This is a genomic window from Pseudomonas sp. GL_139_B (assembly GCF_057834475.1).
The window spans coordinates 3863536-3875938 of the sequence record NZ_CM174403.1; the positions used below are offsets into that span (position 1 = coordinate 3863536).

Genomic DNA, 12403 nt, shown 5'->3' on the forward strand with positions numbered 1-12403 from the left:
GGTCGGGACGGAGTGATTCGAACACTCTACCCCTAGCACCCCATAAAGGTAAACCACATCCAAGCCCGTCTAAATAAATTCAATAATAAGGCCTAAAGTACTGTATTTACTGGGCTAATACAGTTTACACAGTCCAATAGCTTCCTATAGCATTCTGCCAAAGCCAGCGAGAAACGGTGACCCAACGGTGACCAACTAGAACCTGGCCTTTCTGGGGAAGCGAAAGTGGCGACGATCACCGACAAACAGATGAGCGCAAAATCTGCCAAAGCTACCTGGCTGATCGAGGATGCTCCTCGCGGCTGCGGCCGATTCATGGCGCGCATTCGCCCAAATGGAGAGCGCCTGTTTTATTTCAGATACACCGACACCAGCGGAGGGCGAGTATTTCTGCCCGTCGGTACATATGACGCTACAGGCACAGACGGCCTTACCCTCAAAGAAGCACGCACTAAAGCTGGAGAGTGGTCACGCATCTACCAGAGTGGAACTCATAATCTTCGCGAACACCTGGAGTCAGAGGAAGTTGCCCGCATCGCAGCCCGAGATGCCGAGTTGGCACGGCTCACCGCCGAAAAAACAGCAGCTGAAGCCGAGAAGGCTCGCCAGGCAGCTCGCAAAACTGTTGCCGACTTATTCGAGCACTGGGCTAAGGTTGATCTAATCAACCGCAAGGACAAGGGTGCAGAGGCTCGCCGGATGTTTGAAAAGGACGTTCTGCCCTTCATGGGCGACTTGGCTGTCGCTGATGTGAAAAAGGGCCACATCACCGAGGTGACAGATGCCCTCCTCGCTCGCGGTGTAAATCGTATGGCCAAGATGGTTTTTTCGCTTATGCGCCAGATGTTCCGCTTTGCCGTAGACCGCGACCTGATCGAGCACGATCCCAGCGCTAGTATTCGCAAAGCTAAAATTGGTGGTAAAGATGTTGAACGCGACCGAGTATTAAGTGATGACGAGATCCGCAGCCTCGCCAAGAAAGCTCCAGATGCCGGGCTACTGAAGACGACCGAAGCAGCCATCTGGATTGCACTATCCACCTGCTGTCGCATCGGTGAGCTTTTAGCCAGCAGATGGGAGCATATCGATCTTGAGCAAAATACTTGGTTAATTCCTGCCGAGAACAGCAAGAACGGAAAACCACATACTGTCACTCTCTCCGACTTTGCTATCCGTCAGTTCAAACGAGTACAAGAAATCAACGGCACATCATCTTGGTGCTACCCAAATACAGACAACAGCGCCGCTGTGTGCCCAAAAACAGTGACCAAGCAGCTGGGAGATCGTCAGCGCCAACCGGAGCAAGGCACCATGAGCCGCCGTAGCGCCAAAGCACAAACCTTACTGCTACCTGGAGGCAAGTGGACACCGCACGATCTAAGACGCACTGGCGCCACAGTCATGACTGCATTGGGCATACTACCCGAAGTAGCAGAGAGATGCCTGAATCATACAGAAGAGAACAAGGTGAAACGCACTTATCAACGCCACAGTTACACCAAAGAAATGGCCGAAGCTTGGGAAATACTCGGCAAGCGGTTAAACAATCTAACCTGTCAAAATTCGGATAAGGTCGCTCCACAATCCAACCCGATCAATCTAAACTCCTGAACAACAATCTAGCCTCCCTTATGGGCCACCCCAAAGTCAGCGAAGAATCCATGAATAAAAATTACGAATCGGAAAACAAAGAATCACAGGAGCTTTACGAAGAAATTCTGGAAAGCGTGTTTTCAATATTTGAAAACATGAGCATTGAGAACACCATAATACAACTCACAGAAAGCCTTCAATCATCACAAGACTCGATAATCGGAAATTTCGACATACAGGACACACTAAAACTCTACCGGCAAGAAGTTAAAAACAAAAAGACTAATAAAGAGTCCATAGCGGAGCTCTACTTCTCTATGGCAATGAAGAGCAAAAACAAAGAGGAGCGAGCACAAAGAACATTCCTCCTTGCCTGCATATATACATCCCTCGCACAAATAGCATTTTGGGATGACCGGATGAGCACAGCTTGGCGCGCAATATCAAAAGCACAGTATTTCCTCGGGATTTTATCTGGACTAGACGACCCCTGCACAAAAGTATTAACCGAGCGCGCCAGCAAGGGAGGAAAGAAGGCATCAGATAATGCAAAATATGCTAAAAAAAGGATCATAGATCTTCTAATAGAAAAAAGACCACAGGGCGGCTGGCACACACCCAAAGACACCGCATATACTTTAGCGGACCCGCTACTGAAAATAATCGAAAAAGAAAAACTCTCACTCCCAGAAGACAGGGAGGACCTAATCCATCACTTATTAAATCTTATACTTGATGACGAAGACGCAAAACATGCCTACAACAAAAGTTCGCCGAGCCCAGCTCAGTAGCCAGACCCAGGAACTTCCGGGATCCCCAGAGAGCCATCATCCATTTTTGGTAGGGGAATCCCCTTCAATTCAAACCAAGTAATACGCTGATTTTTATAGCCACACTCATCACAACAATGATTTGTTTGGCTGCATAATCACCAGCTGTGCGTAACCATCAGGGGGAAGAGACGGCATTAGGTCAACGTATACAGTTTTACCAATTTTCATGAACGAAATTAGCCCTTGGAGACGAAGAGCATCCAAAGCACGGCTTAGGCGATCACCCCCCCTTAGTTTGTTAAGTCCGTACTGGCGGATATGGTTTTTTCTGATGTAGCGACCTTTACCAACTCGATAATTTTGCAACCAATTATTTAGCTCAAATACATCCACCTGTTCTACAGGTTGCGGCATAAACAGCTTTATAAACTCATCTGAATACCAATGACATACGTCAACAGCCGAATTAAGCGTACTGATCGAAATACCACCCTCACCCCCTTCAAAAAAATGAAATAACGCGGCCACTCTAGCGATATTATCCGCCAACTTCGAGGCATGGTCCCCTGCACCAGTAAAGTACCCATCTTGCCGAATTTCCGACTCAATAGCATTGAAAATTTCCAGCCATCTTCCGCTGGCTTCTGATGAAAAATAAATTACTTGCTTTTCCCGACCAGGATTTTCCAGCAAGGCAATATTCTTCTGAAGTATTTCAACTAGACGAGCAGAAAATTTATCTCGATACTCCCAAGACATAGTACCATTTTCGATGAATCGAGTCCCCTGCGTCGACCGCGGGTTACATACTAAAAATCTGGCCCATAATCCGGACCCGCGAGACACCTCACCACGACGATCCATATAGTCTTTGAAGGCACTCTCTTGTGCCATTATTGATACAGTCAGACGCGCTCCATTGATTTCATAACTCTCGGCTGACGCACGATCAACGGTAATCGAATCACCGCTCCAGATAGCATTCTGTTTTGATAAATCATTCAATGCCCGCCCACTTAAAACCCCACCCCCTTCGCTAGAAATCAATCCAGCGGTTGGTAGACTCTTATTCAGCCCAGAAAATAGGGCTTCAGAAGTTGAATCATCGTAAAGTAGTTTGAATTTTTTTGGTTTGGCAGGCTTATGGCTTTCGTGATCAAATAAACGCTGCTCTTCTTCCTCTGACAGCACCCCATTAATTGTCATTTTACTTATTGTTTTTAGAATAGTCTTCCTTTTTGTTTCCCATACATGATGGCGTACGACCCATTCGCTAAGAGCGTTCTGATAAATAATATTTTGCTCTTTCTGAAACGTGCGAATTGGACCAAGAAAGACATTTTCCGCTGTTGACTTCCGCTCTCCGGAGTTCGCAATTGAAAGCAGCATGAGTGAAGTTGGCACACGCTGGCCTGTTGGTTTGCAAACATCAACCAGCCCCTGTGATGCAACGGCAATCGCAGCCAGTGCGCCCGAGAAAATGAGTGGCATCGGAGCTTTAACATTGTTCTGGGCCTCGTTGACTGCCGCCTGCAACAGGGGCAGCGGCATATACCCAGGGAATGGTGCTCCTTGCAGAGGCATATTGATGTTGAATGCGTTAAAGAAGCTCATTTCTCCTCCCTCACTGCGATCTCTTCAACAACAGCGAGGGGCCCTTGACTAAGTCGATTTTCAACATCTCTGATATTTCCCCAGCCAATAGCCACTCTGGAATCAATCCAATGGCAAATATCAGACTCAATCCATCCAACAGCTGAACCACCCAATTTTATTGGCTTTGGAAATGTGCTGTCGTACCGAGGTGACCTTGGGCTCATTCGATCATAGATGGTTGACCGTCCCAACCCCAGACGGTCTTGCACCTGTCTCAACCGCAGCACCCGTACGATTGGCATACCACTTTGTTCTACATTCATTGCCTTGCCCTTCCCGGTTCCAGTTTCGATGGGAGGCAATTTAAGCGGGTAAGACCTCAGTGTCGCGTGGGCTACTTAATGTATTTTTTTACACCAAAGAGGCGTTTTCGGCTTGCCGTGGCCGCTCGACGCAGACAACTTGCAGCTGGAATTTCATCTGCGTGAATGCTCCATGCTGACGCAAAAAACCGCTATCACTGCTACTAATAGCGAAAATAGCAGCACATTCCTCGATATTCTTAAACATTTTCAGCCCAGCATCACCAGTACCTCCAAGGCTGGCATCACACTCTGTGCGCTTTGTTGCCCCGGCCCGGCCAGCAGCGTCAGTTCCTGCACCATCGGCGCACAGCTGGTTGATTGAGTGGCTCGACACTTTCTCGCCAATAACCCCCTACTCCTGCCTCAACAAGTGCACCGAGTCTAATCAGGTGCGCCCTCCTTCCTCTTTCCTTACCACGGCCGCGCTAAGCGCAGCACTTATGCCCAGATGCAAAAATGAGACACTGATTGCACTGGGGGAAATGTAGTAGTCGACAACTGAGCCACGCCCCATAAACATCATTTTCGAATAGCTGCCAATCCTCTCTATTGAAATCCCATTCAAAAAATTTTCAAACATATATCACCCTACTGAACGCTCAACAATGGGCGAGTCATTAAGTATTTCTGCGTGATACGTGGACTCAGCAAATAGAGAGGAATCCTTATATGTATACCCCATGCCCAAACTGTAACTCTGGACGGGTAGTCACTAAAAATATTGGTAAGCAAACAGGTGGATTAATTGGTGCGGCAGGCGGTGCGGCCAGCGGCGCCGTCGGCGCCCTGTCGGGTGCAGAGGTCGGCGCGGTGCTGGGAGTAGTAGGTGGACCAGTCGGGATCGCCATTGGCAGTATTGCCGGAGCACTACTCGGTGGACTGTTTGGCGGAGTGGCGGGCGGAATCGCCGGAGCCACACTGGGTGAACAGATCGATACAAAAGTTCTGCACAACTATCAGTGTTTGAATTGCGGTTACAGCTTCAGCGTTAACCAATAGGCCAATTTAAAAGTGGCGTCGTAGGTTGATGACAACGACGCTCTTCTCCATTCATTTGCAAGGAATTAAACCCATGGCTCACCTCGTTGAACAAATGGCGTACGTTGGCGCCACTCCCTGGCATGGCCTGGGCAGTTGCCTGTCGCCCCAACAACCGCTCGAAGTCTGGCAGCGTGAAGCAGGCATGGACTGGAAGATTCAAGAATCGCCCGTGCGTTTCATGGCAGATGCTGTCGGTCATCTCGGCACCATCCACTCGTTCCCGGAACAAAAAGTGCTGTATCGCTCCGACACCAAAGCTGCGCTGTCTGTGGTATCCAACCGCTACCAAATCGTACAACCGCGTGAAGTCCTAGAGTTCTATCGGGATCTGACCGAGGTCTCCGGCTACGAGCTGGAAACCGCCGGAGTATTGAAGGGTGGTCGCAAGTTCTGGGCCTTGGCCCGTACTGGCCAATCCACTGCTTTGAAGGGCAACGATCAGGTCAATGGTTACCTGCTGCTGGCCACTTCCTGTGACGGCACCTTGGCCACCACCGCCACCCCGACCACGGTGCGGGTGGTCTGCAACAACACGTTGACCATCGCTCTTGATGGAACGACCCGGGCAATCAAAGTGCCGCACAACACCCGCTTTGATCCGCAAGTGGTGAAGAAGCAGTTAGGTATCGCCGTCTCCCAGTGGGACGACTTCATGCACCGCATGCGAATCCTGTCTGAACGCAAGGTTCAATGGCACGAGGCCTTGGGGTTTTTCATGAACGTATTGTGTGATGCCAGCCCCAACAGTCCGTTACCCGCAGTACTTCCTAACGAGCGGGCGCTGCGCAAGGTGCAGAGCCTGTATGAAGGTCAGGGACGTGGCGCCACACTGGTATCGGCTCAAGGAACCGCCTGGGGTTTGCTCAATGCGGTGACCGAATACGTTGATCACGAGCGGCGTGCCCGAAGTACCGAATACCGCATGGACTCGGCCTGGTTTGGCCAAGGGGCTGTCATCAAACAACGCGCCCTGCAGGCTGCATTGAAACTTGCCGCCTAGCTCCACTCACTTACTTAATCATTAAAGCGCCTAGTCAGCTTCTGCTGGCCGGGCGTTTTTTATGCCGCACAGGAAAACATCATGGGCACACAAACTCTGCAACAACCCAGCAGTAAACCCCGTCCTGCCTTACGTCTGGTGGGGACTAAACAACTGCCTCGCGAGGACTGGTTGGCTGTGCGTAAACAGGGCATCGGCAGCTCGGATGCCGCCGCTGCCGTGGGTCTGAATCCTTACAAGTCCCAGCTGGAGTTGTGGCTGGAGAAAACCGGCCGTGACACCGCACTTCCCAAGATCGATCCACTGGATGAAGAGAGCCCTGCTTACTGGGGAAACATACTGGAACCGATTGTCGCAACCCATTACACCCGGCGCAGTGGTCACCGGGTGCGCCGGATCAATGCGGTGCTACAGCATCCTGATCCCAAACTTCCCTGGATGTTGGCCAACATCGACCGTGAGGTGATCGGTGCCTCAGACGTGCAGATTCTCGAATGCAAAACCGCCGGCATAAACGGCGCACGCCTCTGGAAAGAGGGTGTGCCCGAGTATGTGCAATTGCAAGTCATGCACCAGCTCGCCGTCACCGGCAAGCGGGCCGCTGATGTGGCGGTATTGCTCGGCGGTCAGCACCTGGAGATCCATCGTATCGAACGCGACGAGTCGATGATTGCTCGGCTGATCGACTTGGAGCGGCTGTTCTGGGATTACGTCGTCAGTGATACCCCGCCGCCGACAGACGGATCTGCCTCAGCGGAGCAGGCGTTGCGCTGTCTCTATCCACAGGACAGTGGACAGAGCGTGGACTTCAGCCAGGACATGCGGCTCTGTACGACCTTTACCGCACTGCAGAGCGTGCGCGAATCAATTGCACAGCAGGAGAAGCTGGAAGCTCAGTTCAAGCAAACCTTGCAACAAGCCATGGGCGATGCCAGTCGGGCGACCTTCGCCACTGGCTGCATCACTTGGAAGAAAGCCAAAGACAGCATGGCCCTGGATGTCCCCCGCCTACTGAAAGAAAAGCCCCATCTGCAAGTGCGCTACGCAACCACCAAAACCGGCAGTCGGCGTTTTCTGCTGGCCTGAATGTTTGTTCGCTTCTCCCTTATTCCCTTGCCCTTTCTCTCCAACGCCACCCTGGCCGTCTGCGCGGTCTCGGTGGCGTTTATATTTCAGATGTAGGAGAACTCCCATGCTCAAAGGTCTGGCTATCACCCCGCCCGTGCTCGGGCGCATTTCCATCGGCAAGGTCGTCGAGAAAAACGGCAAACGTCTGCCGGAGAAAGATGATCAGTTCACCATTACTTCGCAGGTACAAAACCGCGACGGTTGGTTGCTGCATCCCCTTAACGAAGAACTGCGCAATGGCCAAGACGGCAAGCTGCGTAGCATTCCGATTCGGTTGCTGTTCAACGAACCGGGCCTGAACTTTCGGGCTGACTACAGCTTGTTCGACCGAAACACTGGCAGGCCTTTGTGCGTCGGCAATGGTGAGACCTGCAAGCGTTTGACCAAGGACGGCATGCAATCGTTGCCCTGCCCTTCACCCGATGGCTGTTCACTGGCTCAAGGTAATGCCTGCAAACCTTACGGACGGCTGAACGTGGTGATTGGCGACGATGATCCACTGGGCAGCTTTGTCTTTCGTACCACCGGCTTTAACAGCATCCGCACCCTAGCGGCCCGTTTGCAGTACTTCAGTGCAATCTCCGGCAATCGCCTGGCCTGTCTGCCACTGGAGCTGCGTCTGCGGGGCAAGTCCACCCGCCAGAGCCATGGCACGCCAATCTTCTACGTCGACATCACGGTACGCAGTGGGCTGAGCCTAGAAGACGCCTTACTGGAAGCTAAGCAATTGGAGAAAAACCGACAAGCTTCAGGCTTTGACCAGAGCGCCTTGGATCACGCGGCCCGACAGGGCTTTAACAATGGTGCCTTTGAAGACAGTGAGGAGGACACCGGCGCCATCGTCGAGGAGTTCTTTCCCGCCATTGAAGATCAGCCCAGCCATGTTGAGCCCCAAGCCCAACTGGCAGCGCCTGCCAAACCCTCACTCGCGCAAAAGCTTGAGTCGCAAGCCACGCGGCACTACGGCAAACCCATCGTCCAGTAACCGGGTTGCTTAATCCCTCTCCGTTCTCACGCATTCTTACAGGAATACCCGCATGAAATATCACAAGCTCATCGCCGGTGGAACGACCGGCACCTATGTCATGGAATCCCCGGTCACCGAAGCTGACATCCTGCAGATGGCGCAACAACTGGCGATGAGTCGTCTGTCGAAAGGCCGAGCACTGACTGAGCCGAAGCAAGTCTTCATCCACTTGCAGACACTGCTTCAGTACCACGAGTACGAAGTCTTTGCGTTACTGCTGCTCGACAGCAAGCACCGAGTTATTGGCTTCCGCGAGTTATTTAGAGGCACGTTGGATGGAACCAGCGTGTACCCACGGGAAGTGGTCAAAATCGCCCTGGAGCACAACGCCGCGGCCGTCATTATGGTTCACAATCATCCCTCCGGCGACCCGGAGCCCAGCCAAGCTGATCGCACCCTGACCACCACTCTCAAGAATGCTCTGAACATGGTCGGCACCCGGATATTGGATCATGTCGTAGTGGGCTCTGAGGGCTGTGTGTCGTTGGCTGAACGAGGTTACCTGTAACGCCTAAACTCACACCGTCCGATAGACCGCCCTTGGCTGATGCCAGGGCGGTCATCGGCACGGTACCCAATCACTTTTTTTGTCGTAATCCAGTGGTTGTACTTAGCTTCGGCTGCAGCCAAAGCCATGGCTACCATCCACAAAGGCCTTGGTGGCCGACTTGCAGAGATAACTTGTTCGGTGGAAGAACACAGCCTGCCCCACCATGTCGTCACGATGTAAGTGATAGTAAGGATTACTTGGGATCTCGACCAAGCCGCTGACAGCCTCTACAGATAGGCCCAAGGCGCTAGCCCATGCCTCCACCAGACGGTTGAACATGTTGTCCCTACCAGGCTCAAACTTACCTAGCGAGTTGAAGGCATCGTAGTTCAACAGGATAGCCAGATGGTGGTGCGGCTTGCCGTGCTGGCCTCGCTCTCGCGCCCAGACATATCGGACCTTGCTATCGTGGGCATAGGGGTTCATTTGGCGAGCCATGTTGCGGTTATGTCGGATCTTGGCCTTAAAGGATTCGATAAAACGATCAATAACTTGATTCTTGTACGCGTAGTCAGGTAGCTGAACTCCCACAGGCAGTCGTAGGTCGAGTCGGAAAGCAAACACTCGCGGATATTGAGCAAACGCATACTGCATCGTCTGTTGGAGACGATTCAGGTACTGCTGAATGAAAGGACCTTTGTCCTCTTGAACGGGCCAGTTCTGGAAGGTGCTGTCGGCGTGAAGGATCAGGTTGGTATTGTCAGGGTGACGGATCATGTAGGTACTCCAATGCTTAGGTTCATACCTTCAGCATGGGTAGTACTTATTTACCGACGGTCTTGCACTGCCACCTTACAATCAGGCCGCAATGGGCCTGATTAATTGTCTAGACTTATTGGAAGTATCTTTAATCTTGGGTAGATGAGGTAGCTATAGAGGCATATTACCAATACCGAAAATCCATCTCCTGTTTCACAGAGATAAATACCCGAGAATAGCTACTTAAAATAGTTAGAACCAAGGGATTTATTACTCTGGTAAAAAATCATCATAATCAAAGGAGATCGTCGCTTGGCGGCCGCGGAAACTGAGTGCAACACCTGACCTTTCCGGTACGGTGTTGCCCCTATGTCCTATCACGAACTCAGCATCGAAGAACGTGTAACCATTCAGCTCGGTCATGTCCAAGGCTTCAGCCTGCGCAAGATTGCCCTTTTGATCGAGCGCTCGCCCTCAACCATTAGTCGGGAGTTGAGGCGTAACCGGGAAAGTTGCGGCAATTATTCAGCCCACACCGCTCAGCACTATAAGAGGGTTCGCCGTCAGCCCTGCCGACCTAAACGCAAGCTGTTGCAGGGGAGTGAGCGCTTTGACTTGGTGACTCATATGTTGCGGGGGCGTTTGTCTCCTGAGCAGATTGCCGGCAAGCTGCGCAGCATGAATATTCCCAGCTTGAAAGATGCTTATGTTTGCCGAGAGACGATCTACAACGCGATTTACGCCCTACCGGTGGGTGGGCTGCGTAAGGAGTTGATCCTCTGTCTGCGTCAGGGCAAGACAACTCGTAAGCCGCGCTCTGGGGAGGTGGATCGGCGCTGGCAGATCCCCGAGATGCTGAGTATCCACGTGCGGCCACCAGAGATAGAAGACCGGTTGATGCCAGGGCATTGGGAAGGCGATTTGATTAAGGGTAAAGCCAACGCCTCGTCTGTAGGCACCTTGGTGGAGCGTACCAGTGGTTACTTAATGCTGGTAAAGATGAACGATGCGACGGCGACCTCTGCGATGGAGGGGTTCAGTGCAGCGCTCAACCGTATGCCGCTGGCAATGCGTAAAAGCATGACCTACGACCAGGGACGGGAGATGGCCAGGCATGCCGACATCACTCAAAATACTGGGGTTGCCATCTACTTTTGCGACCCGCATAGCCCTTGGCATGTTTAGGCCGATGCCGAATGAACCCACGTGCCGATGCAAGATTGCCCCACCTCTAAATCGGCACAAACCCTGCACAGTCAATGTTTTTCGAGGAGTCAGACTGGGTCAGTGACATCTCGGCAACTGGGTCAATTCGGCGTCAGCGCCAACAGTACTGATCTTCAAATATGCCGTTTACAGTGAATGTTGAAACCCTGGCGACGTTTTGCGTTGTAGAACATCTCGATACCATTTCAGGCAGAGAAATGCCTACGAAACCCGGGGCGATTCAACCGAAAGCATCTTTTCCAATAGACTTTCCAACTGCAGCAGCTCTTCTGTCGTAACGCTCGCAGTGAATTCATTCATCGCAGCAATTTCCCTCGTCGGCAGCACCGAACTCAGAGTCTCCCCTGTATGTGTCAGCAACAGGCGAACCTGACGTCGGTCTTGAGCGTCCAGGTTACGAACGATCAAGCCTTTGCGCTCAAGGCGATCCAACATTCGAGTCATAGAGGCGCTATGGATGGCTAAGTGTCGGCATAACGCGACCGCGGTGTCATCCCCGCGGTGAATAATCCTGAGTACTTTGAGTTGCGCGGCGGTTATGCCTAGAGGCAGTAGCTGCCTATCCAATAACCGATCTTTCAGTGCGGCAGCCCGTCCAAGCAATATCCCAAGCTGGACTGACTCAAAACCCGCGGCAGAGCAGTTACCCATGTATTCGCCCTCGCTTCATGACCAGACAGGGTTGGTGTCAACTCTCAGTGCCTGCGTGATCGCCAGTCGAGCGGCCTGCACACCGCTCCGTTGCCGACGTCCTCGGCGAGCCTAGGGCACCAAAATCTTCTGAATGGCAGGACCGACAATCCTGACCAGTTCTTCCGGTTCCGCGGCAACCAAAGTTGGCACTCCGATGATTCTCCGGCCGACGACCAGGCCGACGAGCAATGAGGCGGCAAGGCCAGACCGGAGCATGGCTTCAGGATCGGGACGTTCACTGGTGCCCGTCAGCAATCGGGATTGGATGAAGCCGCGTAGCTGCTCGCGAGCCTGGTCATTGACGAACGCTCCCCGGAGCGTCGCCATCAGGGGTTCGGATTCTTCGGCTATGCCCTCCCACCCGGCGAGAAAAGCGCGGACCACCCGTTCGCCCAAATGCTCGTCCGGCCCCTCATAGAGCGCGTCGAACCGCTGCAGCGCGGAACCCGGGATCGCCATCACCGCGGCAAAAAGTTCGTCCTTGGAGCGGAAAAACTGCATCACCTGAGCCACATCCACGCCAGCATCCGCCGCCACCAGGCGGATGGTGGTGCCGGCAAATCCGTCGCTGGCGAAGCGCGACCGTGCGGCGTCAAGCACCACCTGGCGCGTGCTGTTGGGTCCTGGCCGGCGTCCACGGCGCGGCGTGGAAGGGGTTTCTTTACTCATGGTCACATCCTGTTATTTCTACGCATCGCATATATCAACACG

The 12403-nt window shown here is 52.6% G+C and carries 13 protein-coding genes and 1 pseudogene; 9 read left to right on the top strand and 5 right to left on the bottom strand.

What is annotated here, in order from left to right:
- The first annotated feature begins 225 nt into the window (after positions 1–225).
- Together AC3ISI_RS17500 and AC3ISI_RS17505 are read left to right on the top strand one after the other, a co-directional pair.
- Positions 226–1611, top strand: a complete 1386-nt coding sequence (locus AC3ISI_RS17500) for a tyrosine-type recombinase/integrase (RefSeq protein WP_489333068.1) — start codon at positions 226–228, stop codon at positions 1609–1611.
- Between the two features lie 50 nt (positions 1612–1661).
- Positions 1662–2384 carry a hypothetical protein gene (locus AC3ISI_RS17505; protein WP_489333069.1) on the top strand — a complete coding sequence of 241 codons (723 nt, stop codon included), beginning with the start codon at positions 1662–1664 and terminating at the stop codon, positions 2382–2384.
- A 108-nt stretch (positions 2385–2492) separates the two neighbouring features.
- On the opposite strand, the gene AC3ISI_RS17510 is transcribed toward AC3ISI_RS17505, so the two are convergent.
- Positions 2493–3980, bottom strand: a complete 1488-nt coding sequence (locus tag AC3ISI_RS17510) for a YfjI family protein (RefSeq protein WP_489333070.1) — start codon at positions 3978–3980, stop codon at positions 2493–2495.
- The gene (locus AC3ISI_RS17515; RefSeq protein WP_489333071.1) at positions 3977–4285 is read right to left on the bottom strand and encodes a helix-turn-helix transcriptional regulator; all 309 of its coding nucleotides are present in this window, start codon (positions 4283–4285) and stop codon (positions 3977–3979) included. The genes AC3ISI_RS17510 and AC3ISI_RS17515 overlap by 4 nt, the downstream gene beginning before the upstream one ends.
- A gap of 172 nt (positions 4286–4457) precedes the next feature.
- Here AC3ISI_RS17515 and AC3ISI_RS17520 point away from each other — a divergent pair, with 172 nt between their 5' ends.
- The 6 genes from AC3ISI_RS17520 (at position 4458) to radC (ending at position 9031) form a co-directional block, all read left to right on the top strand.
- Positions 4458–4649 carry a hypothetical protein gene (locus AC3ISI_RS17520; protein WP_489333072.1) on the top strand — a complete coding sequence of 64 codons (192 nt, stop codon included), beginning with the start codon at positions 4458–4460 and terminating at the stop codon, positions 4647–4649.
- Positions 4650–4996: 347 nt separating this feature from the next.
- The gene (locus tag AC3ISI_RS17525) at positions 4997–5326 is read left to right on the top strand and encodes a hypothetical protein (RefSeq protein WP_489333073.1); all 330 of its coding nucleotides are present in this window, start codon (positions 4997–4999) and stop codon (positions 5324–5326) included.
- A 73-nt stretch (positions 5327–5399) separates the two neighbouring features.
- On the top strand, positions 5400–6368 hold the full coding sequence (locus AC3ISI_RS17530) for a DUF932 domain-containing protein (protein WP_489333074.1): 969 nt from the start codon (positions 5400–5402) through the stop codon (positions 6366–6368).
- A gap of 81 nt (positions 6369–6449) precedes the next feature.
- Positions 6450–7454 (top strand): YqaJ viral recombinase family nuclease, encoded by a 1005-nt coding sequence (locus AC3ISI_RS17535; RefSeq protein WP_489333075.1) that lies wholly within the window; start codon positions 6450–6452, stop codon positions 7452–7454.
- Between the two features lie 106 nt (positions 7455–7560).
- On the top strand, positions 7561–8481 hold the full coding sequence (locus AC3ISI_RS17540; protein ID WP_489333076.1) for a recombination directionality factor: 921 nt from the start codon (positions 7561–7563) through the stop codon (positions 8479–8481).
- A 52-nt stretch (positions 8482–8533) separates the two neighbouring features.
- A complete protein-coding gene (gene radC / locus AC3ISI_RS17545) occupies positions 8534–9031 on the top strand; it encodes a RadC family protein (RefSeq protein WP_489333077.1) in 498 nt (165 codons plus the stop codon).
- A gap of 102 nt (positions 9032–9133) precedes the next feature.
- Here the strand turns inward: radC and AC3ISI_RS17550 are convergent, their stop codons facing one another.
- On the bottom strand, positions 9134–9790 hold the full coding sequence (locus AC3ISI_RS17550) for an inovirus Gp2 family protein (protein WP_489333078.1): 657 nt from the start codon (positions 9788–9790) through the stop codon (positions 9134–9136).
- Between the two features lie 351 nt (positions 9791–10141).
- Here AC3ISI_RS17550 and AC3ISI_RS17555 point away from each other — a divergent pair.
- A pseudogene (locus tag AC3ISI_RS17555) lies at positions 10142–10948 on the top strand (IS30 family transposase); the annotation flags it as partial.
- Between the two features lie 252 nt (positions 10949–11200).
- On the opposite strand, the gene AC3ISI_RS17560 reads toward AC3ISI_RS17555, so the two are convergent.
- Positions 11201–11650 (bottom strand): MarR family winged helix-turn-helix transcriptional regulator, encoded by a 450-nt coding sequence (locus AC3ISI_RS17560; protein ID WP_489333079.1) that lies wholly within the window; start codon positions 11648–11650, stop codon positions 11201–11203.
- 111 nt (positions 11651–11761) lie between these two features.
- Positions 11762–12361 carry a TetR/AcrR family transcriptional regulator gene (locus AC3ISI_RS17565; RefSeq protein ID WP_489333080.1) on the bottom strand — a complete coding sequence of 200 codons (600 nt, stop codon included), beginning with the start codon at positions 12359–12361 and terminating at the stop codon, positions 11762–11764.
- Positions 12362–12403 lie beyond the last annotated feature (42 nt).

Bases quoted from the DNA above. Each gene is read 5' to 3' on its own strand.
- AC3ISI_RS17505 (WP_489333069.1), top strand. From the start codon at position 1,662: ATGAATAAAAATTACGAATCGGAAAACAAAGAATCACAGGAGCTTTAC.
- AC3ISI_RS17510 (WP_489333070.1), bottom strand. From the start codon at position 3,980: ATGAGCTTCTTTAACGCATTCAACATCAATATGCCTCTGCAAGGAGCA.
- AC3ISI_RS17515 (WP_489333071.1), bottom strand. From the start codon at position 4,285: ATGAATGTAGAACAAAGTGGTATGCCAATCGTACGGGTGCTGCGGTTG.
- AC3ISI_RS17520 (WP_489333072.1), top strand. From the start codon at position 4,458: ATGCTGACGCAAAAAACCGCTATCACTGCTACTAATAGCGAAAATAGC.
- AC3ISI_RS17525 (WP_489333073.1), top strand. From the start codon at position 4,997: ATGTATACCCCATGCCCAAACTGTAACTCTGGACGGGTAGTCACTAAA.
- AC3ISI_RS17530 (WP_489333074.1), top strand. From the start codon at position 5,400: ATGGCTCACCTCGTTGAACAAATGGCGTACGTTGGCGCCACTCCCTGG.
- AC3ISI_RS17535 (WP_489333075.1), top strand. From the start codon at position 6,450: ATGGGCACACAAACTCTGCAACAACCCAGCAGTAAACCCCGTCCTGCC.
- AC3ISI_RS17540 (WP_489333076.1), top strand. From the start codon at position 7,561: ATGCTCAAAGGTCTGGCTATCACCCCGCCCGTGCTCGGGCGCATTTCC.
- radC (WP_489333077.1), top strand. From the start codon at position 8,534: ATGAAATATCACAAGCTCATCGCCGGTGGAACGACCGGCACCTATGTC.
- AC3ISI_RS17550 (WP_489333078.1), bottom strand. From the start codon at position 9,790: ATGATCCGTCACCCTGACAATACCAACCTGATCCTTCACGCCGACAGC.
- AC3ISI_RS17560 (WP_489333079.1), bottom strand. From the start codon at position 11,650: ATGGGTAACTGCTCTGCCGCGGGTTTTGAGTCAGTCCAGCTTGGGATA.
- AC3ISI_RS17565 (WP_489333080.1), bottom strand. From the start codon at position 12,361: ATGAGTAAAGAAACCCCTTCCACGCCGCGCCGTGGACGCCGGCCAGGA.